The organism is Streptomyces sp. NPDC001920, assembly GCF_053594495.1.
Window position 1 is genome coordinate 72995 of the sequence record NZ_JBSFEP010000006.1, and the last position, 22634, is coordinate 95628.

General features: G+C 71.7%; 25 protein-coding genes. 13 read left to right on the plus strand and 12 right to left on the minus strand.

Annotation, left to right across the window (positions count from 1 at the left end):
* Positions 1–16 precede the first annotated feature (16 nt).
* The 7 genes from ACWCPI_RS11805 to ACWCPI_RS11835 form a co-directional block, all read right to left on the minus strand.
* The gene (locus ACWCPI_RS11805) at positions 17–2017 is read right to left on the minus strand and encodes a beta-galactosidase (protein ID WP_451037983.1); all 2001 of its coding nucleotides are present in this window, start codon (positions 2015–2017) and stop codon (positions 17–19) included.
* The gene (locus ACWCPI_RS11810) at positions 2014–3330 is read right to left on the minus strand and encodes a glycoside hydrolase family 36 protein (protein WP_451037984.1); all 1317 of its coding nucleotides are present in this window, start codon (positions 3328–3330) and stop codon (positions 2014–2016) included. Before ACWCPI_RS11810 ends, ACWCPI_RS11805 begins: the two co-directional genes overlap by 4 nt.
* Positions 3331–3356: 26 nt before the next feature.
* Positions 3357–4244 (minus strand): carbohydrate ABC transporter permease, encoded by an 888-nt coding sequence (locus tag ACWCPI_RS11815; RefSeq protein WP_451037985.1) that lies wholly within the window; start codon positions 4242–4244, stop codon positions 3357–3359.
* Positions 4241–5227, minus strand: a complete 987-nt coding sequence (locus ACWCPI_RS11820; RefSeq protein WP_451037986.1) for a carbohydrate ABC transporter permease — start codon at positions 5225–5227, stop codon at positions 4241–4243. The genes ACWCPI_RS11815 and ACWCPI_RS11820 overlap by 4 nt, the downstream gene beginning before the upstream one ends.
* Positions 5228–5232: 5 nt before the next feature.
* The gene (locus ACWCPI_RS11825; RefSeq protein WP_451037987.1) at positions 5233–6546 is read right to left on the minus strand and encodes an ABC transporter substrate-binding protein; all 1314 of its coding nucleotides are present in this window, start codon (positions 6544–6546) and stop codon (positions 5233–5235) included.
* 210 nt (positions 6547–6756) lie between these two features.
* A complete protein-coding gene (locus tag ACWCPI_RS11830; protein WP_451038213.1) occupies positions 6757–8490 on the minus strand; it encodes a copper resistance CopC/CopD family protein in 1734 nt (577 codons plus the stop codon).
* A 128-nt stretch (positions 8491–8618) separates the two neighbouring features.
* Complete coding sequence (locus ACWCPI_RS11835) at positions 8619–9062, minus strand: ATP-binding protein (RefSeq protein ID WP_451037988.1); 444 nt, start codon at positions 9060–9062, stop codon at positions 8619–8621.
* A gap of 231 nt (positions 9063–9293) precedes the next feature.
* On the opposite strand from ACWCPI_RS11835, the gene ACWCPI_RS11840 reads away from it, so the two are divergent.
* Together ACWCPI_RS11840 and ACWCPI_RS11845 are read left to right on the plus strand one after the other, a co-directional pair.
* On the plus strand, positions 9294–10148 hold the full coding sequence (locus ACWCPI_RS11840; protein WP_451037989.1) for a helix-turn-helix domain-containing protein: 855 nt from the start codon (positions 9294–9296) through the stop codon (positions 10146–10148).
* An 11-nt stretch (positions 10149–10159) separates the two neighbouring features.
* Complete coding sequence (locus tag ACWCPI_RS11845) at positions 10160–10342, plus strand: DUF397 domain-containing protein (protein ID WP_451037990.1); 183 nt, start codon at positions 10160–10162, stop codon at positions 10340–10342.
* Between the two features lie 12 nt (positions 10343–10354).
* Here the strand turns inward: ACWCPI_RS11845 and ACWCPI_RS11850 are convergent, their stop codons facing one another.
* From ACWCPI_RS11850 to ACWCPI_RS11865, 4 genes are read right to left on the minus strand one after another with little or no spacing between them, the layout of a single operon-like run.
* Positions 10355–11122: an SDR family NAD(P)-dependent oxidoreductase gene (locus ACWCPI_RS11850; RefSeq protein WP_451037991.1), complete on the minus strand. Its 768-nt coding sequence runs from the start codon at positions 11120–11122 to the stop codon at positions 10355–10357.
* Positions 11119–11592: a cupin domain-containing protein gene (locus ACWCPI_RS11855; RefSeq protein ID WP_451037992.1), complete on the minus strand. Its 474-nt coding sequence runs from the start codon at positions 11590–11592 to the stop codon at positions 11119–11121. The genes ACWCPI_RS11850 and ACWCPI_RS11855 overlap by 4 nt, the downstream gene beginning before the upstream one ends.
* Entirely contained in the window at positions 11589–12212 is a 624-nt protein-coding gene (locus ACWCPI_RS11860) for a GNAT family N-acetyltransferase (protein WP_451037993.1), read from the minus strand. The genes ACWCPI_RS11855 and ACWCPI_RS11860 overlap by 4 nt, the downstream gene beginning before the upstream one ends.
* On the minus strand, positions 12205–14343 hold the full coding sequence (locus ACWCPI_RS11865; protein ID WP_451037994.1) for a penicillin acylase family protein: 2139 nt from the start codon (positions 14341–14343) through the stop codon (positions 12205–12207). The genes ACWCPI_RS11860 and ACWCPI_RS11865 overlap by 8 nt, the downstream gene beginning before the upstream one ends.
* Positions 14344–14420: 77 nt before the next feature.
* Here ACWCPI_RS11865 and ACWCPI_RS11870 point away from each other — a divergent pair, with 77 nt between their 5' ends.
* The 8 genes from ACWCPI_RS11870 to ACWCPI_RS11905 all read left to right on the plus strand — a co-directional run bounded on the left by ACWCPI_RS11870 (position 14421) and on the right by ACWCPI_RS11905 (position 20147).
* Positions 14421–15140 carry a siderophore-interacting protein gene (locus ACWCPI_RS11870; protein WP_451038214.1) on the plus strand — a complete coding sequence of 240 codons (720 nt, stop codon included), beginning with the start codon at positions 14421–14423 and terminating at the stop codon, positions 15138–15140.
* 99 nt (positions 15141–15239) lie between these two features.
* Complete coding sequence (locus ACWCPI_RS11875; protein ID WP_451037995.1) at positions 15240–16727, plus strand: FG-GAP-like repeat-containing protein; 1488 nt, start codon at positions 15240–15242, stop codon at positions 16725–16727.
* 25 nt (positions 16728–16752) lie between these two features.
* Entirely contained in the window at positions 16753–17346 is a 594-nt protein-coding gene (locus ACWCPI_RS11880) for an HhH-GPD-type base excision DNA repair protein (RefSeq protein ID WP_451037996.1), read from the plus strand.
* A gap of 67 nt (positions 17347–17413) precedes the next feature.
* On the plus strand, positions 17414–18103 hold the full coding sequence (locus ACWCPI_RS11885; RefSeq protein WP_451037997.1) for an HdeD family acid-resistance protein: 690 nt from the start codon (positions 17414–17416) through the stop codon (positions 18101–18103).
* Between the two features lie 86 nt (positions 18104–18189).
* Positions 18190–18516 carry a hypothetical protein gene (locus ACWCPI_RS11890; RefSeq protein ID WP_451037998.1) on the plus strand — a complete coding sequence of 109 codons (327 nt, stop codon included), beginning with the start codon at positions 18190–18192 and terminating at the stop codon, positions 18514–18516.
* A gap of 47 nt (positions 18517–18563) precedes the next feature.
* Entirely contained in the window at positions 18564–18689 is a 126-nt protein-coding gene (locus ACWCPI_RS11895; protein WP_451037999.1) for a hypothetical protein, read from the plus strand.
* 412 nt (positions 18690–19101) lie between these two features.
* Positions 19102–19398, plus strand: a complete 297-nt coding sequence (locus ACWCPI_RS11900; protein ID WP_003999914.1) for a type II toxin-antitoxin system VapB family antitoxin — start codon at positions 19102–19104, stop codon at positions 19396–19398.
* 110 nt (positions 19399–19508) lie between these two features.
* On the plus strand, positions 19509–20147 hold the full coding sequence (locus ACWCPI_RS11905; protein WP_451038000.1) for a LytR C-terminal domain-containing protein: 639 nt from the start codon (positions 19509–19511) through the stop codon (positions 20145–20147).
* 64 nt (positions 20148–20211) lie between these two features.
* Here ACWCPI_RS11905 and upp read toward each other — a convergent pair whose 3' ends face one another.
* The gene (gene upp, locus ACWCPI_RS11910; RefSeq protein ID WP_388802986.1) at positions 20212–20847 is read right to left on the minus strand and encodes a uracil phosphoribosyltransferase; all 636 of its coding nucleotides are present in this window, start codon (positions 20845–20847) and stop codon (positions 20212–20214) included.
* A gap of 136 nt (positions 20848–20983) precedes the next feature.
* Between upp and ACWCPI_RS11915 the strand changes: the two genes are divergently transcribed.
* The 3 genes from ACWCPI_RS11915 to ACWCPI_RS11925 all read left to right on the plus strand — a co-directional run bounded on the left by ACWCPI_RS11915 (position 20984) and on the right by ACWCPI_RS11925 (position 22594).
* Entirely contained in the window at positions 20984–21178 is a 195-nt protein-coding gene (locus ACWCPI_RS11915) for a hypothetical protein (RefSeq protein ID WP_451038001.1), read from the plus strand.
* A 316-nt stretch (positions 21179–21494) separates the two neighbouring features.
* A complete protein-coding gene (locus tag ACWCPI_RS11920; RefSeq protein WP_451038215.1) occupies positions 21495–22022 on the plus strand; it encodes a tRNA adenosine deaminase-associated protein in 528 nt (175 codons plus the stop codon).
* Positions 22023–22087: 65 nt separating this feature from the next.
* Positions 22088–22594, plus strand: coding sequence for a nucleoside deaminase (locus tag ACWCPI_RS11925; protein WP_451038002.1), 507 nt, complete (start codon positions 22088–22090; stop codon positions 22592–22594).
* Positions 22595–22634 lie beyond the last annotated feature (40 nt).

Genomic DNA, 22634 nt, shown 5'->3' on the forward strand with positions numbered 1-22634 from the left:
CCCGCCACCCTGTCACTCAGCGGGGCTCGCGCACCACCGCCGTCTCCCCCGCCGGGACGCTGACCGCCCCCGGCGCCGGTTTGCCCGTGAGCAGTTCGGTGGCGCCGGACGCGACCGCGACATGGGCGGGCCGGTCGGTGTGGTTGATCAGGAAGAGGTAGTCGGCGTCCGGGCCGCGTCGCAGCACCGCCTCGACGCCCCGCGGGGTGCTGCGCACGGGCTCGACGCCCGCCTCCCCGCGGATGCGGTCCAGGAGCCCGGTGAGGGTCTCGGGGTCCGGCAGGGTGGCCAGGTACCACGCGACGCCCGCACCGTGGGCGTGCCGGGTCACCGCCGGTACGCCGCTCAGGGGCCCGCTGGTGTACGACGCGACCGTCTCGGCGCCGGCCGGGCGCACCCGCTCCGACCACAGGGTGCCGCGGCCGCCCGAGCTCAGGCCCACCGACTCCCCCGGCAGCAACGGGAACAGCTCGTCCGTCCGTACCCCCAGCACGTCCCGGAACGCTCCGGGGTAACCGCCCAGCCGCACATGGCAGTTCTCGTCGACGGCGCCGCTGTGGAAGCCGACGGCCAGCGTGCCGCCGCGCTCCACGAAGCCGGTGAGGTTCGCCGCGCCCGTGTCGTCCACGAGGTAGAGGCTCGGGGCGAGGACCAGGCGGTAGGCCGACAGGTCCGCGTCGGGGCGTACGAAGTCCACCGCGACGCCCGCCCGCCACAGCGGCTCGTACCAGGCGCGGACCAGGTCGTGGAAGCGCAGTTCGGCGCTCGGCTGGGACGGGAGCTCCATCGCCCAGCGGGCGTTCCAGTCCCAGACGATGGCCACCTCGGCGGTGCCGGCGCTGCCGCGCACCTCGGCCAGCGCCCGCAGGTCGGCGCCGAGTCGGACGACGTCACGCCAGATCCGGCTGTCCGTGCCCGCGTGCGGAAGCATCGCCGAGTGCCACTGCTCGGCGCCCGCCTTCGCCGCGCGCCACTGGAAGTAGGCGATGCCGTCCGCGCCCCGGGCCACATGGGCCAACGCGTTCCGCCGGAGCTCGCCGGGGCGCTTGGCCCGGTTCACCGGCTGCCAGTTGACGGCGCCCGTGGAGTGCTCCATCAGCAGCCAGGGCCCGCCCGCGAGGGAGCGGACCAGGTCGCCGCTGAGCGCGACGTCGATCTCGGACTCGGGGTCGGCGGACTGGAGGTAGTGGTCGTTGGAGACGATGTCCAGCTTCGGGGCCCAGCGCCAGTAGTCGAGGGCGTCGAAGTTGTACATCACCATGAAGTTGGTGGTGGCGGGGATCGAAGGGGCCGCCTCCAGCAGCACCCGGCGCTCCGCCTCGTACAGCGACAGCAGTTCGTCGCTGCAGAAGCGGCGCCAGTCCAGTTGGTGGGTGGGGTTGGGGACGGCGCCGGTGGGGCGGGGCGGGAGGATCTCGTCCCAGTCGTAGTACCACTGGCTCCAGAAGCGGGTGCCCCAGGCGTGGTTGAGGGCGGTGAGGTCGTTCGCGTACCGCCCGCGCAGCCAGCGCCGGAAGGCCGCCGCGCTCTGGTCGCAGTAGCACTCGGCGTTGTGGCAGCCGTACTCGTTGTGGACGTGCCACATCACCAGGGCCGGGTGGTCCGCGTACCGTCCGGCCAGCGCCCGCGCCATCCGCAGGGCCGCCTCCCGGTAGGCGGGGCTCGACGGGCAGAACGTCTGGCGGCTGCCGTACGACAGCGTCCTGCCGTCCTTGTCCACGGGCAGCGCCTCGGGGTGGGCGCGGAAGAACCACGCCGGGGGCGCCGCCGTCGGGGTCGCGAGGTCGGCGGCGATGCCGTGGGTGTGCAGCAGGTCCAGGACGCGGTCGAGGAGGGAGAAGTCGTACGCGCCCTCGCTGGGCTCCAGCAGCGCCCAGGAGAAGATGCCGACGCTGACCATGGTCACCCCGGCCTCGCGCATCAGGCGCATGTCCTCGGCCCAGACCTCCTCGGGCCACTGCTCGGGGTTGTAGTCGCCGCCGTAGGCGATGCCGGGGACGGACAGTTCGCGCTTCACCGGGCGGCTCCCTGAAGGAGACGGCGGGTGGTGGTCACGCCCCACTCGTCGAGCGAGAGCAGACGGTCGCTGGACGCCACCAGGCCGCCGGTCGCCTCGACGTGCGCGGCCCACCGCTCCCGGGTCTCGACCGCGGGGCGGGCCATCAGGCAGTCGGGGTCGTTGATCCAGAGCCGGCCGTGCTGCCACTGGCGTCCGGCGCCGGTGAACTCGGCGGGGTCCTGGCCGGGCTGGCTGTAGTCGTCGGCCTCGGGGCGGCGGTGCGGGGCCGTGTCGGGGCTGACCCGCATCGCGTCGAACAGCCCGATGGACGCGAGCAGGGGCGCCCCACAGCCCAGCAGGTAGGCGTCCGCGCCGATCGCCTCGCGGATCAGGTTGATGCCGGCCCGGTAGGCCGTCAGCGCGTCCACGTCCGGGTCGTGCCGTACGCCTTGAAGCGCGCCCGCGTACAGGAAGTCGACCTTGAAGTAGTCGTAGCCCTCGGTGCGCAGGGTGCGGAAGACCTCCGTCAGGTACGCCGCCGCCCCGGGATGCGTGGTGTCCAGGACGTGCAGGTCGTGGCCCCAGTTGCGGCCGGCGTGCGTGAAGCCGCCGTCCTCGTTTCGGACCAGCCACTCGGGGTGCTCGGCGGCCAGCTCGCTCGCCGGGTCGACGAGGAAGGGGGCCGTCCAGATGCCGGCGCGGCGGCCTCTGGCCCTGATGGTGTCGGCGATGCCCGCGCGGGAGCGGAAGCGGCCGGAGAGGGTGAGCCAGTCACCGAGAGCCCGCTGGTATCCGTCGTCGATCTGGACGACGTCGATGGGCAGGTCGAGCGTGTCCATCGCGCGGAGGTTCTCGTGGATGTCGTCCTCGGTGACCTGGGTGAAGTACTCGTACCAGGAGCACCAGACGGTGGGGGCCGGGCGGGGAGCGGGCAGCTGGAGGCTGTCGGCCCACTCGCCCAGCACCGTCCCGACGGTGGACCCCGTCCACTCCTTCACGGCCCCGTCGGAGCTGACCTGCGCCCGTCCGTCCGTCATGACGAGCCGTACGGACGGGACTTCGCGCGTCGGATCGACGGCCGCCCACAGGCGGACCGGTGAGCCGTCGCCCGGGTCGAGCGCCAGCAGGCCCTCGCCCTGGAAGGTTCCCTCGGGGACGGTGACGCCGGGCCGGTAACACACGGTCGCCCAGTTGTCGTTGGTCGGGCGGTACGGCTTGTCGCCGAGGGCGTAGGCGCCGCTGGGGCTCCAGGACTGCCAGCCCTCCTCGTGGACGCGGGCCTTGCCGGGGTCCACGGGCACGGAGGCGACCGGGGTGAAGGGGTTGTGCACGGGGGTCTCTTTCAAGCTGCGGGCCGTCAGCCCTTGTTGGCGCCCAGCGTCAGGCCGCTGACGAACTGCCGCTGGAGCACGAAGTAGACGATCAGCGTGGGGATCGCGGTGAGCAGGGCGCCGGCGGCGACCAGGTTGGGGTCGGTGAAGTAGGCGCCGGTGAGGTTGTTCAGGGCCGAGGTGATCGGCATGTTCTCGCCGGTGGAGATCAGCACGAGGGCCCAGAAGAAGTCGTTGTAGATCCAGATGGACAGCAGCGTCGCCAGGGCGGCCATCGCCGGACGGCACAGCGGCAGCACGATCTGCCAGTACTGCCGCCACACCGAGGCGCCGTCCACCAGCGCGGCCTCGGTCAGCTCGTGCGGCAGGGTGCGCATGTAGTTGCTGAGCACGAAGGCGCAGAAGCCGGACTGGAACGCGACATGGATCAGGACCAGGCCGAGGGCGGAGTCGTAGAGCTTGCCGCTCATCGTGATGCCGGGCAGGTCGATCAGCAGGTACAGCCGGTACAGCGGGGTGATGATGACCTGCTGCGGCAGGAGGTTGCCCGCGGTGAAGACCAGCAGCAGCGCGAGGTTGAGCCGGAAGTCGAAGCGGCTGACGTAGAAGGCCACCATCGACGACAGGAACAGCGTCAGCAGCACCGCCGGGACGGCGATGATCATCGTGTTGACGAAGTAGTGGCTCATGTCCGACTGCGTGAACGCGTTCGTGAAGTTGTCGAAGTTCAGCGTGTCCGGCCAGGACACGTATCCCTTCTCGCTCGTCTCCGAGTACGGCCGCAGCGCGGAGTAGACGGCCCACAGCAGCGGCGCGAGCCACGCCAGCGCGGCGCCGGCGAGGAAGAGGTGCAGCAGGATCCGGGCGGGGCGCAGGGGGGTGCGCTTCCTCGGCGTCAGGGTGCCGGTGCTCATGCGCGCCGCTCCTTCCGGAAGGTGGCCACCAGGTAGGGGATGATCACGACGAGGGAGATCAGCAGCAGGACGACCGCGATCGCGGAGCCGTATCCGATGCGGCTGGACTCGCCGATGATGTTGTTGGTGACCAGGATCGAGAGCAGCTCGGTGCCCTCGGCGCCCTTGTTGAAGACGAAGACCAGGTCGAAGCAGCGCAGGGCCTCGATGATGGTGACGACCAGGACGACGGTGTTGGTCGGGCGCAGCGTCGGGAAGACGACGTTCTTGAACGTCTGCCACTCGTTGGCCCCGTCGAGCGCGGAGGCTTCCCGCAGCGCGGGGTCGACGCCCTTCAGGCCGGCCAGGTAGAGGATCATCATGTAGCCGGTGTGCCGCCAGGACGCGGCGACGAGGATCGCCCACAGATTGAGGTCCGGGTCGCCGATCCAGTCGATGTACTTGCCGGGCTCGTTGGCCCCGATGATGCTGTTGATCAGTCCGGTGTCCGGGTTGTAGATCAGCTGCCAGACGAACCCGATCACCGCCATCGACAGCACGACGGGCAGGAAGAACGCGGTCTGGTACACCCGGCTGAACCGGATCCTCTTGTCCAGCTGCACGGCCAGGAACAGCCCCAGCGGCGTCGGGATCACGATCAGCACGACGAACCAGATGACGTTGTGCTCGACGGCCGGCCAGAACTGCGGGTTGTTGGTGAACAGCTCCTTGAAGTTCTCCAGCCCGACCCACGTGATGGAGTCGAAGCCGATGCCGTCCCAGGTGGTGAAGGCCAGCGCGATGGAGGCGAGGGCCGTCACCCACACGAGGGCGATGTGCAGGATCGTCGGCAGGCCCGCCATCAGGCCGAGGGTGAACCGGTCGCGGCGGGTCAGCAGGCGGCGGTGCCCGTGGGGCACGTGTGTGGCGTTCGCGGCGGGGGCAGCGCCCGGAGGCGGCACGGCGGCCGCCTCCGGGTTCTCCTTGGTGGTGTGCGTGGTCATCTCGATCAGCCCGACGCGAAGATCGTCTTCTTCTGGCGCTCGATCGAGGACAGCAGACCGTCGACCCCCTTGGGGTCGCGGACGAACTTCTGCAGCGCGGGCTGCATCACCGTGGAGGTGAAGTCCGGACGGCTGTCGCGGTCCATGAACTGCGTCAGGGACTTCGCGCCGGAGATCATCTCGTACGCCTTCTTCTGCAGCGGCGTGTACGAGGAGGTGTCGGCATCGGTGGTGGCGTGGACCACGCTCGGGTCGGACTTGAGGTAGATGTCCTCGGCCTCGGACGTGCCCAGGTACTCCAGGAGCTTGACCGCCTGGGCCTTGTTCTTCGGGCTCTTGCTCATCATGAAGCCGTCGGTGGGCGCCTCGACGGTGTCCTGTCCGTGAGCCGGGTCGATCTCCGGGAAGGCGAAGAAGTCGAGGTCCTCCAGGGCGGCCTTGTCGGTGAACTGCTGGGCCACGAAGGTGCCCAGCAGGTACATGCCGGCCTTCTTCGAGGCGAGCGTCTGGGCCGCGTCCTGCCAGGTGCGGCCGACGGCGCCCTCCTGGTGGAACGGGAGGATCTCGGACCACAGGTCGAAGACCTTGCGCACCTTGGCGTCGGTCCAGGAGGCCTTGCCCGCCATCAGCTCGACGTGGAAGTCGTAGCCGTTCTGGCGGAAGTTGATCTGGTCGAAGGTGCCGAGCGCGGGCCAGGCGTCCTTGTCGCCGAAGGCGATCGGGACGAGCCCGTCCTTCTTCATCTGCTTGCACAGCGCGACGAAGTCGTCCCACTTCGTCGGGACTTCGTAGCCCTTCTCCTTGAAGACGCTCTTGCGGTAGAAGATCGCCCACGGGTACGAGTACAGCGGCACGAAGTAGTACTTGCCGTCCTCACCCTTGCTGAGCTTGTGCATCGCCTCGGGGAAGTTGCCCCCGATGGTCTTCCACACGTCGTCTATCGGGGTGGCCAGGCCCTTGGCCGCGAAGAACTGCATCCGGTAGCCGGCGAACCAGGTGAACACGTCGTCGGGCGTGCCCTGGAGGTAGGAGTTGATCTGCTCCTGGAAGGTGTTGGAGTCCTTCGTGTTCACGTCGACCGTGATGCCGGACTTCTTCGTGTAGGCCGCGTAGATGTCCGCGAACGCCTTCTTCGGCACCGGGTCGGACGCCTTGGAACCGAGGGTGACCGTCTTCGGGTCGCTCGCCGCGCCACCGCCCCCGCAGGCGCTGAGCAACGGGACGCCCGCGCCGAGCAGCGCGGCACCACCGAGGCCGCGCAGCAGGGTGCGGCGGCCGGGAGAGGGCAGGGAGAGACCGGAGGGGGAGAAGTCGTGCATCTGCGGCTCCTGAGGGCAGGGTTCGATCACGAGGGTGTGACTGTCGAAGTCCGTCGCAACCGATCAGAAATCAACTTGACCGAACACGATGGCGCAATAACAGCCCTATGTCAGGTCATGCGTCAAGAGATGCCCATCGACGTTTCGGAAACGTGACCGACATCTCGAACCGGCCCTCGCAGCGGGTCGGCCTGCCCGAAGCGGCAGGCCTCAGCGCACCACCACGGTCCTGGTCTCGCTCACCTGGTCGACCTCGGACGTCCGCACCGTCACCTTCATCTCCCAGGTGCCGGCCAGGGGCAGGTTGAGGAAACTGTTGGCCCAGTAGCCGCCCTTGTCGGTGAGCTCGGCGTCGATGGGGCCGATGTCCTTGGCCGGGAGCGTGAAGGAGATCCGCAGCTCGGGGACGATGGCCACCCCGCCGTCGGGCCCGTAGACGAGGGCCTCGACGGAGTTGTCGCCGACCCGGCCCGGGTCGAGGGTGATCTGCACCTTGCCGCGACCGCCGGGGGTGCCGACGTCGAAGGGCACGTCGGTCACGGAGGCGCCGACCACCGCCGGTGTCCCGGCCGCCGCCTCGGCCTCCGCGCGGCCGGGCAGGGTGCTGGTCAGGAGGGTGGTGAGCGCCAGGACCGCGGCGCCCACGGCGACCTCGGCGAGGACGGAACGGCGCAGTCCCCGGCGCTCCGCCTCCGCGGCCGACGGCCCGTCGGTCCGCGGCGGCTCCGGCAACGGCGGCCCCCCGACCGGCGCCGGCACCTTCTCCCGTACGACCGTCTCCGCGTCCGTCTTCGCCTTTGCCTTCGCCAGCAGCGCCGTCCAGCGGCGGGACACGGCCGCCGCGCCGAGGAGCAGCCCGACCGCGACGAGCTTGAGGACCAGGAGCCTTCCGTACGTCGTGCCGCTGAGCGCGTCCCACGAGCCGAGACCGCGCCAGGACTGGTAGACGCCGGTGACGACCAGGACGATCACGCAGGTGAACGCCAGGCGGGAGAACCTGGCGACCGCGGCCGGCGTCAGATGCGCCCGGTACAGGATGACGAGCAGGGCCGTGAGGCCGCCCAGCCACACCGCGGTGGCCAGCAGATGCAGCGCCGAGGACGTCATCGCGGCCGGCACCTGGATGCCCGCGGAGGCGTGCTCCCCGGCGGCCCAGGTCGCGGCGAGGCCCACGGCGAGGGCGGCGCCGGACCAGCCGTAGGGCTTGCGGCGCCCGGCCGGCCGTACGAGATAGACCCCGGCGGCCAGCAGCAAGGCCAGCCGGGCCAGCAGGACCAAGCCCGGCCGGCCGGTCAGCGTCCGGGCCAGGGCGTCGGGGTCCAGTGCCCCCAGCGGCCCCTCCCCCGTCTCGTACGGGGCGCGCAGTGCCAGCAGGGCGAGCGTGGCGGCGAGCAGCGTCCACCAGCCGGTCCGCAGCAGCCTGGCGAGCACCGGGGTGTCCGGTGGCCGGCAGACCGCCATGAACGTCGCCGTGCCGATCAGCAGGGTGGCGGCGAGGTAGGCCAGATAGCGGGCGATGTTGTAGAGACTCTTGGTCGCCGGGTCCTCGGCGGGGCCGGTGTCCACGGCGGCCGTGGTCAGGGAGCGTTCGCCGACGGAGAAGGTGAACGCCCCGGACACCGGGTGACTGTCGGCCGACACCACCCGCCAGGCCACCGTGTACGTGCCCCGGTCCAGTTTCGCCGGCAGCGACACCCGGGCGGTGTCACCGCCGCCCGGACCGTGCTGCGGCTCGCCCGTGCGCAGGCGGCGGCCGTCCGGATCCAGGACGCGGAAGGAGTCCTCCAGCAGGCCGACGGACTCCGTGAAGGTCAGGGTCAGATGCCGGGGGGCCGACTTGAGGACGCTTCCGTCCCCGGGGTCGGTGCCGCGCAGCGCCGCGTGGGCCGACGCGGGGCCGGTACCGCCGAGGAGGAACAGGACCAGCAGGGTGCCCAGCAGCACCAGCCGTCGAAGCCGCCGCCGCCCTCGACGCCCCTGCCGTCCGCCGTCAAGCCTCACGCCGCTTCTCCGTCGTCGATCCGCGCCCTCTCCGGTTACGTACGGAAACGAGGCGCTCCACGCTCACCCGCTCACCCGTTCACCTCGAACCAGAGCAGCTTTCCGGCACGACGGTCCAAGCCGCCGTCGCAGAGGGACACGCCGCCCCAGCAGTCGGCGTATTCCTGTACGAGTCTGAGCCCTCGCCCCCTGCCGAGGTGCACCGGGGGGAGGGGGACATGGTCATGGGGCGGTCGGCCGAAAGGCGCGGGAATGCGGGGGTGACTGTCCCAGACCCCGACGCGCAGCCGTCCGTCGGCGAGCGCGGTCAGGCGGAGGGACGCGGGGCCGTGGGTGTGCAGGTAGGTGTTCGTCACCATCTCGGAGGTCAACAGCTCGACGGTGTCCAGGACTTCGGGCCTGCCGTGGCTGGCGAGCACCGAACGTACGGTCATACGTGCGACCCGTGCCGCGCGGGGGTCGTGGGGGAGGCGGAGGGCGTACACCCAGGTGTCCGACGGGGATACGGTGCGCATGGAAACCTCCGGAGGGCCGTGGGGTGAGGGGACTGAGTTCGCTCAACTGCCGCGCCGGGCGGTGGCAGTGCCTTGGGGGTGCGCTTCCGGCTTATGGGCGGGGGGAGTTGGGCGGTACGTGATAACCGTAGGACAGATGGTTAGATACATCTAACCGAATCCGTTGAAAGCATCCATGCTTCACTCGTGTGAGGGAGCGCAGCGCCGCGTCGCGGCCAGGAAGGAGACGCAGTGCCGCCCACCAACAGCCCCACGCTCCGACAGCGAAGGCTGGGTGCAGAGCTGCGCAAACTCCGTGAGCGGGCGGGGCTGACCGCCACCGGCGCCGCCGAACTCCTCGGCGTCAACCAGGCTCGCGTCAGCATGATCGAGACCGGCCGTACGCCCATCAGCGCCGACCGGCTCCGCGCCATGGCGAGCGTCTACGACTGCAACGACGAGAAGCTCATCGACGCCCTCGCCGCGATGACGGGCCGACGTAGTCGGGGCTGGTGGGAGGAGTACCGCGACCATGTACCGGTCGCCCTGGTCGACTTGGCTGAGCTGGAGCATCACGCCGCTGGGATCCGTGTGGCACTGGTGATCCACATCCCGGCGCTGCTGCAGACCACCGATCACGCCCGAGCCCTTTTCCAGTCGGCGGCTCCACCGATGCGTCAGTACGAGATCGAGCACCGCCTCACACATCGGATGAAGCGGCAGGGCATCCTGCACCGAGAAGATCCGCCTCCGTATGCGGCGATCATCCACGAAGCAGCCCTTCGCATGGGCTTCGGCGGCCCCGTCGTCACCCGTGGTCAGCTCAAGCACTTGATCGACATGAGTGAACTACCCCACGTCACCGTCCGAGTGATCCCTTTCGGCGCGGACCGCTTCCCGGCCACCGGCCCGACCTTCGACTACGTCGATGGCCCCGTCCCGCAACTTGACACGGTCCAACTGGACTCGCACCACGGCGCCTGTGAATTCCTCGACGCCGAAGCACAGTTGAACAAGTACCGGGCGGCACTCAACCGCATGGAGTCCTGCGCACTCAGCCCCGCTGAGACCCGGGACTTCATCCACCACCGCATCCAGGACCTGTGAAGGAACCCACCATGCCCACTCTCCGCTGGCAGAAGTCCAGCTACAGCGCCGAGGGCTCGAACTGCGTCGAGATAGCCACCACACCCATAACCATCCACATCCGCGACTCCAAGAACCCGACCGGCCCCCACCTCACCCTCCGACCCACTGCCTGGACGGACTTCCTCGCGCACACGGCGACCGCGCGGCGTTGAGGCGAGCCCGGGTCACCACGTAGGCCGTGCCGACACCCCTCCGTCCACCACCAGGTCGTGCCCCGTGATCCAGGACGCGAGCCCCGACGCCAGGAACACGCACGCGTCCCCCACGTCCTGCGGCCGGCCCAGCCGCCCCGCGGGAGCCGCCGCACGCCATCTCGCCGCCCCCTCCGGCCACGCCTCCTCCAGCCCCTCCCGGGCGATCAGGCCCGGCGAGACCGTGTTGACGCGGATGCCGAAGCGGCCGTACTCCAGGGCGGCCGAGCGGGCGTGCATCACGACCGCCGCCTTCGACGCGGAGTAGTGGGCGTGCAGGGGTGCCGGATGCGACGCCTCGATGGAGGCGATGTGCGTCACGGAGCCGCCCCCGTCCTGCCCCCGCATCACCTCGGCCGCCGCCTGCGTGCACGCGAAGACGCTCGACAGGTTGGTGTCCACGACCGCCCGCCACTGCGCCACCGACATCCCCGCCAGCTCCTGCGTCGGTTGCACCCCCGCGTTGTTGACCAGCGCCGTCAGTCGCCCGCCACCCCACTCGGCGGCGTCGGCGACCACCCGCCGGCACGCGCCCTCGTCGGTGAGGTCGGCCCGCACCACGAGGGCGCGGCCGCCCAGCCCTCTGATGTGCCGCGCCAGTTCGTCGGCCGCCTCCACCCCCGTACGGCAGTGCAGGACGACCGCCGCCCCCTCCTGCGCGAACCGCGTCGCGATCCCGCGCCCGATGCCCCCGCCGGCACCCGTGATCAGGGCGACCTGTCCTTCGAGGAGTCCGCTCATGGGCGGCACAGTGCCGCGATCCGGGCGGCTTCGCGGGGATAGCGCGCCGTCAGTTCCGCCAGGTCGCCGTGCTCGTAGCCCTCGTAGGTGAAGCCCGGCGCCATCGTGCAGCCGAAGAAGGTCCAGGAGCCGCCCGCCTGCACCCGTGCACCCATCCAGGTTCCGGCGGGGACGGTGAGCTGGACGTGCTGACCGTGCAGCACGCCGGGGCCGAGCACCGCGGTGCGGGACGTTCCGTCGGGGGCGAGGAGCAGCAGTTCCAGGGGGTCACCCAGGTAGAAGTGCCAGACCTCGTCGGACGGCAGGCGGTGCAGGGCCGAGAAGTCGTCCGCGGTCAGCAGCGCGACTATCGCCGTGCCCTGCGGCCTCCCGTCGGACTGCTCAGGTCCTTCCCACGTACGGCGGAACAGCCCGCCCTCGCGCGGGATCGGCTCCAGTCGGTAGTGCGCGACGAGGTCTTCTGGGGTCACGCCCCACAAGCTACCGGCCGGGCGAGGAAGGCAAGTTGAGCCTCCTTCGCCGGGATGTACACGTCCGGCAGGTCGACCTCGGGCAGCACCACCCGCGGACCGGCCGTGAAGCCCTGCTTCAGGAAGCGGGCGACGGCCTTGCCGTTGCGCACGTCGGGGTCGACCACGACCCGCTGCCGGCCCAGTGTGCCGAAGACGTACCCCGCGACGACGGTCAGCAGCGCCGAGGTCCAGCCGGGCCGCGCGCCTTCGGGGCCGGCGGGCGCGAGCAACAGGTGGACGCCGATGTCGCCGGGGCGCACGTCGTAGCATTCGCCGACCCGGTCGGCCTCCGGCTCGTAGGTCTGGAGGAGCCCGACGGGTTCGGCGTCCCGTACGAGGAGGAAGGCGTGGTGGGTGGCGAGGGTGTCCATGTGGGTGTAGATCTCGGCGACCTGATCCCTGGTCAGGCCGGTCATGCCCCAGAAGGAGGCCCGTTCCTCGCTGACCCAGCCGTGCACGAGGCCGGCGTCGGACCGCGGGTCGAGCGGCAGGACGCGGACGGTGCCGAAGCCGTCGACGGCCTGCTCGTGGAGGGGTTCACGGACGGCGGCAGGGTGGGCCGCGGGCTGCTCAGACATCGGTTTCCTTGGTGAGCCGGGTGAAATCGGTGACGACCGGCACCAGTTCGCCCCGGGTCCACAGGGGGAGCTGGTCACGGTGGTGGGGTGAGCCGGGGATGCCGCAGGCGCCGAGCGGGACCACCCAGCGGCTGGTCTCGCGGTCGGCGAGGTCCCAGACGTAACGGGCGGCCGGGCCGCGGGCGCTCAGGTCGGTGAGGCCGGGCACGGCGGAGGTGCACAGCACGCAGTCGTGGTCGCCGGACAGGCCGGGTTCGTCGTACGGCGTGTCGGGCAGGGCTCGCCAGGGGGCGAGGCGGTGGGTGTCGCCCCAGGTCCGCCGGTTTCCGGTGGGCTGCCCGGCAGCCGACGCGGCCACCTCCTCGACCGCCGCGCGTACGGTCTCGGCGCGGTCGATGCCGTACAACTCCTCGGCCCGCAGCAGGTGTTCGAGGGCGAACCCGACGCGCGGGAGCAGTGCGAGCCAGGGGAGGAGGACCTCCGGGTAGGCGGGTGGGGAGGACAGCGCGGCGAAGGCGGGGTGGGCGGCGAGCCGGCGTACGACCGCGCTGCGCAGCGTGGCGTAGACGGCCGCGGCCTCGCTGTCCGCGTCCATGTGGCGGTCCCAGGCCAGCAGTGTCCGCCGCACGCGGTCGGCCTCGGGGGTGAGGGCGTCGAGGGTGCCCAGGATGTCCAGCAGGGGTTTCGCGGAGGCCAGTCGGGTGTCCATGTGGATCGCCGGCATGTCGGCGGCCGACCAGCGGTCCTTCTCGCCCAGCAGGGCCGTGATGCGGTCGGCGCGGTGGGGCGGGGCGAACTCGATGCCGAGCGGGGCGGCGAGGCCGCGCTGGTTGGCCATGGCGGCGACGCCGTCGGTGAGCCCGCCGCGGGGCGTCTCCTGCCAGCCGCGCCAGTCGTGGCCGGGCTCCCAGGCGGGGACCAGCCGGGTGCGGTTGGCCTCCGAGCGCACCGGCACCTTCCCGGCGACCCGGTGCAGCAGGCCGCCCTCGGTGTCGGCGGCCTGGACGACGTTGACGGGTTCCGCCCACAGGTCGACGGCACGGTCGACGTCGGCGACCCGGCGGGCGCGCAGCAGCGGAAGGAGAGCGCCGAAGCCGAGGTCGGCGGTGACACGGGGTGGGTAGCGCAGGGCCAGGGCGAGGGGCGGGGCGTCGTCGTCCCGGGCGTCGGCGAGGTCCCCGTGGAAACCTTCCTGCAGATCGGGGAGACCCTCCGGCCCTCCGATGATCACCGGCCCGCGCTCGGTCTCGATCACCTCGACCTCGACCGGCTCCTCCCCCGCCACCTCCACCACCTCGGTGTGCCGGGCGGCCCGCCGCCACACGCCGTCCGGCCCCAGGGCCTCCACTCCCGCCCCGGTGCGCCGCAACCGTTCCCGGTACAGGTCCTGGTAGTCGGCCATGGCGTTGGTGATGGCCCAGGCGACCGTGCCCGTGTGGCCGAAGTGGGCGATGCCCGGGACGCCCGGGACGGCGAGGCCGACGACGTCGAACTCCGGGCAGGAGAGGTGGATCTGCTGGTAGACGCCGGGATCCTCGATGAACCGGTGCGGGTCGCCGGCGATGAGCGGATGCCCGGTGACGGTCCGCTCCCCGCTCACCAGCCAGCCGTTGCTGCCGGAGGTGCCCGGCCCGTCCGTGGCGAACAGGCCGACGGCGTCGGCGCCGAGATGCCGTACGACCTGCTCGCGCCAGAGCTTGGCCGGGAAGCCCGCGAAGAGGATGTGGATGCCGAGCCAGATGCCGAGCGGGGTCCAGGGCTCCCAACGCCCGGGGGCGAGTGCGGTCCTCGTGAACTCCGGGGTGCGGCGCGCGCCTTCGGCGAGGCCCTCGTTGACCCCGTCGACGTACGCCCGCACCCAGGCCGCCGTCTCGGGGTCCCGTCTCTCCAGTTCGGCGAAGCAGCGTCTCGCGGTGTCGTCGAGGCGGGCCCGTCTGACGAACCGGTCCCAGGGCAGGGCCCCGGCGCCCAGGAAGGACGCGGACGTACCCTGGGCCCGGTGCCGTTCGACCTCCAGCTGCCAGGCCCGGTCGAGGGCGGTGACGCGGCCCTGCACACGGGCGAGTTCCCTCGCCCCGGCGGCGCGGAGATGCGGAATGCCCCAGGCATCACGGAAGATCTCGCCGGTCACCTGTGCCCCTCCCTTGCTTTAGGTTAGCCTTGCCTAAGTGATTGGTGCAGGAATCGTACGCGAAGGGTGAGGACGTCATGGGGCAGGGGCACGGCTGGGAGGGCGCGGTCCTGAAGCTGCTGCGCGCCAAGGACTTCGTCCTCACGGTGACGGGCGCCGAGGACGTCACCGAGCACTACCGCCGCGTCCACCTCACGGACGGCGGCATGCTGGCGGCGACCGGCGTCCATCCCACCATGTGGGTCCGCCTGTGGTTCGACAACGCCGGCAAGCCCCATCAGCGCGCCTACACCCTGGTCGACCCGGACCCGGCGGCCGGCACCTTCAGCCTGGAGTTCGCGCTGCACGAGGGCTGTGCCAGCGACTGGGCGCGCACGGCGAAGCCCGGCGACACGATCGAGGCGACCGTCCACGGCACGGGTTTCTCCGACCCCGACCCGGCGCCCTCGCATGTGTTCGCCATCGCCGACACCGCTTCGCTGCCCGCCCTCAACTCCCTGCTCGCCGCGCTCGACGGGGCTCCCGCGACGGTGTGGTTCGAGGGCGAGAGGGACGGCCTGCCCTTCCGCACCGAGAACTCCCGTCACGACGTGCGGACCCTGCCGCGCCGCGACGCCGGGGCCCATCTGGTCGCCCAGGTGAAGGAGACCCTGCCGGACCTGCTCGACGGCACCGCGGACCCGTACGTGTGGATCGCCTGCGACACGGCGACGACCCGGGCCCTCACCTCGTACGTCCGCAAGGACCTGGGCGTGCCGAAGCAGCGGGTGAACGCGCTCGGCTACTGGCGGCCCTGACACGGCGTCGGGGGCGGTACGCCTTTCCGAGGGCCGTACAACCATTCCCGTGACCCGTGCGTCGAGTGGGACGTCCGTCGCACGAGTCGAGGAGTCCCGTTGCGCAGAGCAGTCACGGCGGCAGCCGTGCTCACCGCGTCCGTCGCCGTCACACTCTCCCCCGTGGCAGCGTCCGCCGCCGCCCCCTACAAGGGCGCCAACACCGCCGCCGTCCAGGACGACTTCAACGGTGACGGCTACCGCGACCTGGCCGTCGGAGCGCCGGGCGCCGCCAACGGCACGGTGGAGGAGGCCGGTTCCGTCGTCGTGCTCTACGGCTCGGCGTCCTCGGTGAGCACCACCCGCCGCACGGTCATCACCCAGGCGACCACCGGGATCCCCGGCACGGCCGAGGAGTCCGACCGCTTCGGCAGGACGGTGGCCGGCGCCGACCTGGACCGGGACGGATACGCCGACCTGCTCGTCGCCGCTCCGGGCGAGGACGTCGGCGACGCCGAGTCGCGGGGTTCGGTGACCGTGGTGTGGGGTGGGCCGAACGGGCTGGCGGGCGGCGCCACCATCGCCCCTCCGACCGGCTACGGCGAGGGCAGGACCTACTGCCGCTTCGGCATGTCCATCGCCACCGGCGACATGAACGGCGACGGCGCCCCCGAGGTCGGCATCGGCTCCGGCTGCAGCATCGCGTCCTACAGCGGCCCCTTCACCCGCACCGGCCAGGCCGCCTCCCGCTACCTGGAGTGGCGGGAGAACGCCCGAGGCGTGGTGATGGGCGACGTGAACGGCGACGGCAAGGCCGAGCGCTTCTACCTGGCCGGTCCCACCGACGGCGACATCCGCGGGCCGGTGACCCTCGACAAGGGCGCCCCCCACCCCGAGGACCCCTTCATCGACCAAGGCGTGGAACTGCCGTACGCCGACGGCCACGCCGGGCAGATCGGCGACGTCGACGGCGACGGGTACGGCGACCTCGTCACCGGTGTCGCGGGCGACGACTCCCACTTCAACGCGCCCACCCCGGCGGCCCGTCGCGGCGGCGAGATCCAGGTGCTGTACGGCAGCGCCCAGGGCATCACCCCCGAGCAGAAGCCGAAGGTCTTCCACCAGGACACGCCCGGCGTCCCCGGCAGCGCGGAGTGGGGCGACTGGTTCGGCCAGTCCCTGAGCGTCGGCGACGTCGACACCGACGGGTACGCCGACGTCCTCGTCGGCGCCCCCGAGGAGGCCATCGGGTCGCGTGCCTCGGCGGGCACCGCCGTCCTGCTGCGCGGCTCCGCCGCCGGCCTGACCACCGCCGGGGCGGCCGGCTACACCCAGGACACCGCGGGTGTGCCCGGTTCCGCCGAGACCGGCGACCAGTTCGGCGCGGCCGTCCACCTCGCCGACCTGAACAAGGACGGCAAGGCCGAGACGGTCGTCGGCGCGCCCGGCGAGAACAGCGACGGCTGCGTCTGGGTGGCCCGCGGCTCGGCCTCGGGCCCGGTCACCAGCGGCTCGGCCAACCTGTGCGGCACGAGTTCCGGCATCACGGTCCGGGGCATGGACGCCGGCTTCGGCGGCGCCCTCATCAGCCCTCACGTGGAGAACTGACCCGGGCAGGGGCATGATCGGGGTCATGGACGTCGCCCTTCATCTCGCCCAGGACCCCGAGGCCGACGAGCTCCTCGGCCGCAGCCCCCTCGCCGCGCTGGTCGGCATGCTGCTGGACCAGCAGGTTCCGATGGAGTGGGCGTTCAAGGGGCCCCGTACGATCGCGGACCGGCTCGGCGCGGACGACCTGGACGCGCACGACATCGCCGCGCAGGACCCGGACGCCTTCTCCGCCCTGCTCTCCGAGAAGCCGGCCGTGCACCGCTACCCGGGCTCCATGGCCAAGCGGATCCAGCAGCTGTGCCAGTACCTCGTCGAGCACTACGACGGTGACGCCGAGCTCGTCTGGACAGGCGTCGACGACGGGCGGGAGCTGCTGCGCCGGCTGCAGGAGCTGCCCGGCTTCGGCAAGCAGAAGGCGCAGATCTTCCTCGCGCTGCTGGGCAAGCAGCTGGGTGTGCGGCCGGCGGGCTGGCAGGAGGCCGCCGGCGCCTACGGCGAGCCGAAGTCCTTCCGCTCCGTCGCCGACATCACCGGCCCCGAGTCGCTGGCCAAGGTGCGGGCGCACAAGCAGGAGATGAAGGCGGCGGCCAAGGCCGCGAAGGCGGCCGGCCGGTAGCGTCCGGCGTCAGTCGAGTGGCCCGTCCCGGATGGCGGGGCGGGCCGCCTCGTTCAGAGCATGGACCATGACCGAGGCACCGACCGGCTCGCCCGGGGGCCGGGACTACGACGACCGCCGGGTCCACGCGGGCCATCGGCACGGGCCGGGGACATCCCGTGAGCCGGGAACGGCCCACGAACCCGAGCCGCCCCTCGAAGGACCCCTGCACGCCCTGTCCCGGGCCGCCTGGCAGATCGTGCTGCTCACCGGCGCCGCCTCCCTGGTCCTCGGCGTCCTGATCCTGGTCTGGCCGGACGCCACGCTCTTCGTCTCCGGCGTCCTGTTCGGCCTGTATCTCCTGATCAGCGGCGTGTTCCAGCTGATCGCGGCCTTCGGCACCCACCGGACGACCTCACTGCGCGTGCTCGCCTTCATCAGCGGCGCCCTGTCGGTCCTCCTCGGCCTGTTCTGCTTCCGCCGCCCGATGCAGTCGATCCTGCTGCTCGCCCTGTGGATCGGCATCGGCTGGCTCGTCCGCGGCATCACCCAGACCCTGGCCGCCGCCTCCGACCCGGCCATGCCGGCCCGCGGCTGGCAGCTCCTTCTCGGCGTCGTCACCTCCGTCGGCGGGATCGTGCTGATCGCCTCCCCGATCGAGTCGCTCACCGTGCTCACGCTGCTCGGCGGGTGGTGGCTGGTGGGCGTCGGCCTCGTGGAGATCCTCACCGGGGCATGGCTGCGGGGCCGGGCCCGCCGGGTCCCGCACGAGCTGTGATACCCGCCACGCGCTCCTACGCCGTGCGGGCGGATCTCCCGTCCGGGGCGATGAACGCCGCACGGCCACCGGGGAGATGACCCTCCGTGAGCAGCATCGCGCGAAGCGTTCCCCGCAGCCGTGCCTGGCTGCGGGTCCTCGTCCTGCTGCTCGCCCTGCTGGTCCCGGGTGCGCACGCCCTGACGCCCGCCGTGCCGGTCGTGGCCGGAGCCCTCGGCGAGGCCGCCGAGCACGACACCCTGGACACGGCTCTGCGGCCACCGGCCCGCGCGGACCGACGGCGCACCGCGGGCCTGAGCCCCACGCCGCGGCCCGGGCAGCCACCCTGCGCCCCGGCCCGCCGCACGCCCCCCGCGCCACCGGGTCCGCCGTACGTCCCGCCCCGTCCGCGCACCGTGGTCCTGCGCTGCTGACAGACCCCGCGACCAGGTCAGTCAGTACGACGGAAGGAAGCACAGCCATGCCCACGGACCACTACGCGGTCCTGCGCGCCCTGCTGCGTGCGGAGGCCGCACGCAACACCCCGAAGCCGCAGGTCAAGCAGGACAAGCCGCAGCAGCCCCCGAAGGACCGGCAACGCGGCTGACCACCGGCGCGGCGGAGGCGGTGGCCCTCGTGGGTGCCTGCCGCCTCCGCCGCGCGGTGCCGAGCGGGGAGTACCCGGTCACCACCCCCTTTCGGGCGAACCGGGCGCACGGTCCACACGCCCGCTCCGCGCCCGCCCTGACCCGCCCCCCTCGTCGCCGACGCGCCTTGCGCGCGGCCACGCGGCCCCGGCGTCGGCTCGGACGCCACACGCCGCACCACTCGCCTCCGACGTGCGTTCGGTTCGGCCGTGGGAGGCCACGCCCGGGTTCCGTTCCGGTCCGTTCCGGGTTCCGAGCCGGTCGAGCTTTCCCCGACCGATATCGCTTCGTCCCGTTTCGCCCCGGCTTTTCCGACGTCGTACTCCGTCGCCATGGCTGCGCCCGGAACGTCTTGACCGGTAGGCTTTCCGTGTGATCTTCAAGCGCATCGGAAACGGCCGGCCGTACCCCGACCACGGCCGGGAAAGCACCCGGCAGTGGGCGGACGTCGCGCCGCGCCCGGTCCGCCTCGATCAGCTCGTGACGACCAAGGGGCAGCTCGATCTGGAAACCCTGCTCGCCGAGGACTCGACGTTCTACGGCGATCTCTTCGCGCACGTCGTGAAGTGGCAGGGCGACCTGTATCTGGAGGACGGCCTCCACCGCGCCGTACGCGCGGCCCTGCAGCAGCGCCAGGTGCTGCACGCGAGAGTCCTCGAACTCGACTGACCGGGGCCCGGACCCCCACCCGTCAGGCTGTTGGCCCTTTCGGGTTGGACTGAGCGGTATCGGATGATCATCTGGTAGGCATCACCGCTCGGGCGCACTACGCTGCGCTCATGAGCATGCTGACTCCCCCGGGCATGGGCGGCCAGTACCGGATCAAGGGGGACAAGTACCCGCGGATGCGCCGTCCACGGCGGCGCGGGAGGCTCGTCGTCCTCGCCGTCGCCTCCACCGCCGCGCTGGGCATGGTCGGCTGGGGCACGTTGCAGCTCATCGACGTCTTCAGCGGCGGCAGAAAGGCTTCAGCAGCCGGTCCGAAGGCGGACTGCGGGACGACGGCGAACCCCTCGGCCTCGCCGACCGCCCCGCTGCCGAAGCCGGGCGGGATCACCGTCAACGTCTTCAACGCCACCACCCGCAGCGGCCTCGCCAAGCAGACGGCGGACGAACTGAAGAAGCGCGGCTTCAAGATCGGTGACGTGGGCAACGCCACCAAGGAGTTCGACAAGAAGGTCAAGGGCACCGGGCTGCTGCTCGGCCCCGACTCGGCGCTGAACACCTCGCTGCCCGTGCTCGCCACCCAGCTCGCCTCGGCCGAACGCCGCACCGAGCCCACCCGCAAGGGCGCGGCCGTCGACCTGATCATCGGCGACGACTTCAAGGAGCTCACGAAGAAGAAGGACGCCGACAAGGCCCTGGCCGCACTGGCCGAGCCGGAGCCGACGTCCACCGCTTCGAAGGGCGCCTGCTGAGCAACGCCCCAGGGATGCGGGGACCGCATCGCCGGGGAGGAGCAGGCGGATCCCGCCCCGCGCCCTACTCGGCCGCCCCGTAGAGGCGGTCGCCCGCGTCACCCAGTCCGGGAACGATGTACCCGTGCTCGTTCAGATGGTCGTCCACCGCGGCCGTGACCACGGTCACCGGCGTCCCCGCCAGTTCCCGCTCCATCAGCTCCACGCCCTCGGGCGCGGCGAGCAGCACCACGGCGGTCACGTCGTCGGCGCCCCGCTTGATCAGCTCCCGGATCGCCGCGACGAGCGTGCCGCCCGTGGCGAGCATCGGGTCCAGGACGTACACCTGGCGGCCGGAGAGGTCCTCCGGCATGCGCGTGGCGTACGTGGAGGCCGCCAGCGTCTCCTCGTTGCGGATCATGCCCAGGAAACCGACCTCGGCGGTCGGCAGCAGCCGGACCATGCCGTCCAGCATGCCGAGGCCGGCCCGCAGGATCGGCACCACCAGCGGGCGCGGGTGGGAGAGCTTGACGCCGGTGGTGGCGGTGACCGGGGTCGTGATGTCGACCGCTTCGGTGCGCACGTCCCGCGTGGCCTCGTAGGCGAGCAGGGTGACCAGTTCGTCGGCGAGCCGGCGGAAGGTCGCGGAGTCGGTGCGCCGGTCGCGCAGCGTGGTGAGTTTGTGGGCGACCAGGGGGTGGTCGACGACGTGGAGACGCATGTCCACAACAGTAACCGGGCCGGATCTGCCCGGTGTCCCACGCTGAGCGAGCCCAAGGCCATCGGTTGACGCTCTCGCTGGCATCAAAGCGCCCATCGGGGGGAAAGTGGGAGGGACGTACCGGGGGTGGTTGCCTATGCCGAAACCTGAGTCCGCGACGGATCCCGCACAGGACTCGCCGGAGCAGTCCGACGCGGCGCGTCGCCGCCGCCGCGCCCAGTTCCTGCGCGACCTCGCCGAGGCCCGCGCGCTGCGGGACCGGGTCCAGCCGCGCCGCGCCAAGGTGGCCCGGCTGCGCCACGCGATGCGTATGCGCACGTTCCGCTGGTAGAGCGAGCCGAAGTCAAAGATCCGCGGCTCACCGTGGCGCTGAACCGGTGGTCGTGCGTGGACACCTGCGAAAGCCGCGTACGATCCGCACGTGGCGGCAACGAGTGCGCTGGTGAGTCCTTCGCGGACCTGCTCGTGGGTCCCCTCGGGCCGACGCGATCAAAACTGCCGGACACAGGGAGCCGAAGACGTCCCCTGAACGTCTTGTTTCTGCCACGATTCCGAGTGGGTGGGGCTCGGACCCCGAGCCTCCCCGCCCGCAACCTCCGCCGGGGGGACCCCCAACCGGCACGCCTATGACCAGTGGGAGAGTCACGGTGTACTTCGCCGCACTGCTCGCGCGCACCGAAGACGGGTGGGAAGCGAGCGACACAGAGCTCGACGATGTGGAGACCCTGTCGGATCTTGCCGACCTGGCCCGTGAAGCCTCCCCCGACGAGGACACGGTGCTCGTGCTGATCGAGCAGGAGGACGCCTGGTTCGGCGTCGTCCGCGTGGACGGCGAGGACGACCCTCGCATCTACATCTCGGACGCCGCCGCAGCCGCTCGCAGCAGCTACGGCGAGATCCTGCTCACCGACGAACTGCTCGGAAGGGAGCCCGGCGACGACGGCCCCGACCTGGACGCCCTCGACCTCGACGGCACGGAGGAGCCCGACGGCGACTCCGACGACGAGGACGGCGGCGGTGCCGAGGCGGTCCCGCACAGCCCCGTCGGTGACAGCGAGATCCTCGACGACCTCGGCGTCAGCGAGAAGGAGCTGAAGGCCCTGGACGCCGACGACGCGCTCAGCGCGATCGCCGAGGCCCTCGGTGCCTCGGAGGTGCTGGAGACCGTCCGCTGACCTCGTTCGACCAGGGGCCGGCGCCCGAGGCGCCCGATCCCGTACGCGACCGCTGGCGGGCAGCGATGCGACTCGCCCTGGACCAGGCCGAACTGGCCGTCCGGGGCGGGGACGTCCCCGTCGGCGCCGTCGTGCTGTCCGCGGACGGTACGACCGTGCTCGGCGTCGGCCACAACGAGCGTGAGGCCACGGGCGATCCGACCGCGCACGCCGAGGTGCTGGCGATCCGGCGGGCCGCCGCCGCGTTGCAGGAGGCGGCGCGGTCCCCGCGGGCATCCGGCGCAGGGGAAGCCTCCGGCGAGGGCGGCGGTGAGCGGCGGGCGGGAGAGTGGCGGCTGTCCGGCTGCACGCTCGTCGTCACGCTGGAGCCCTGCACGATGTGCGCCGGCGCGCTCGTGCAGTCCCGGGTGGACCGGGTCGTCTACGGCGCCCGGGACGACAAGGCCGGCGCCGCCGGCTCCCTCTGGGACGTCGTACGCGACCGTCGGCTCAACCACCGGCCCGAGGTGATCGAGGGCGTGCTCGCCCAGGAGTGCGCGCGCGTACTCACGGAGTTCTTCCGGGACCGGTGAGACGGATTCGTCCGGTGTCGGTCGCGGCGGGCGTCGCGCA

What these genes read in the sequence shown, in the direction of transcription:
- ACWCPI_RS11815 (WP_451037985.1), bottom strand. Translation starts at nt 4,244, where the DNA reads ATGAGCACCGGCACCCTGACGCCGAGGAAGCGCACCCCCCTGCGCCCC.
- ACWCPI_RS11820 (WP_451037986.1), bottom strand. Translation starts at nt 5,227, where the DNA reads ATGACCACGCACACCACCAAGGAGAACCCGGAGGCGGCCGCCGTGCCG.
- ACWCPI_RS11825 (WP_451037987.1), bottom strand. Translation starts at nt 6,546, where the DNA reads ATGCACGACTTCTCCCCCTCCGGTCTCTCCCTGCCCTCTCCCGGCCGC.
- ACWCPI_RS11835 (WP_451037988.1), bottom strand. Translation starts at nt 9,062, where the DNA reads ATGCGCACCGTATCCCCGTCGGACACCTGGGTGTACGCCCTCCGCCTC.
- ACWCPI_RS11845 (WP_451037990.1), top strand. Translation starts at nt 10,160, where the DNA reads ATGCCCACTCTCCGCTGGCAGAAGTCCAGCTACAGCGCCGAGGGCTCG.
- ACWCPI_RS11850 (WP_451037991.1), bottom strand. Translation starts at nt 11,122, where the DNA reads ATGAGCGGACTCCTCGAAGGACAGGTCGCCCTGATCACGGGTGCCGGC.
- ACWCPI_RS11860 (WP_451037993.1), bottom strand. Translation starts at nt 12,212, where the DNA reads ATGTCTGAGCAGCCCGCGGCCCACCCTGCCGCCGTCCGTGAACCCCTC.
- ACWCPI_RS11870 (WP_451038214.1), top strand. Translation starts at nt 14,421, where the DNA reads ATGGGGCAGGGGCACGGCTGGGAGGGCGCGGTCCTGAAGCTGCTGCGC.
- ACWCPI_RS11880 (WP_451037996.1), top strand. Translation starts at nt 16,753, where the DNA reads ATGGACGTCGCCCTTCATCTCGCCCAGGACCCCGAGGCCGACGAGCTC.
- ACWCPI_RS11885 (WP_451037997.1), top strand. Translation starts at nt 17,414, where the DNA reads ATGACCGAGGCACCGACCGGCTCGCCCGGGGGCCGGGACTACGACGAC.
- ACWCPI_RS11895 (WP_451037999.1), top strand. Translation starts at nt 18,564, where the DNA reads ATGCCCACGGACCACTACGCGGTCCTGCGCGCCCTGCTGCGTGCGGAG.
- ACWCPI_RS11905 (WP_451038000.1), top strand. Translation starts at nt 19,509, where the DNA reads ATGAGCATGCTGACTCCCCCGGGCATGGGCGGCCAGTACCGGATCAAG.
- upp (WP_388802986.1), bottom strand. Translation starts at nt 20,847, where the DNA reads ATGCGTCTCCACGTCGTCGACCACCCCCTGGTCGCCCACAAACTCACC.
- ACWCPI_RS11915 (WP_451038001.1), top strand. Translation starts at nt 20,984, where the DNA reads ATGCCGAAACCTGAGTCCGCGACGGATCCCGCACAGGACTCGCCGGAG.
- ACWCPI_RS11925 (WP_451038002.1), top strand. Translation starts at nt 22,088, where the DNA reads ATGCGACTCGCCCTGGACCAGGCCGAACTGGCCGTCCGGGGCGGGGAC.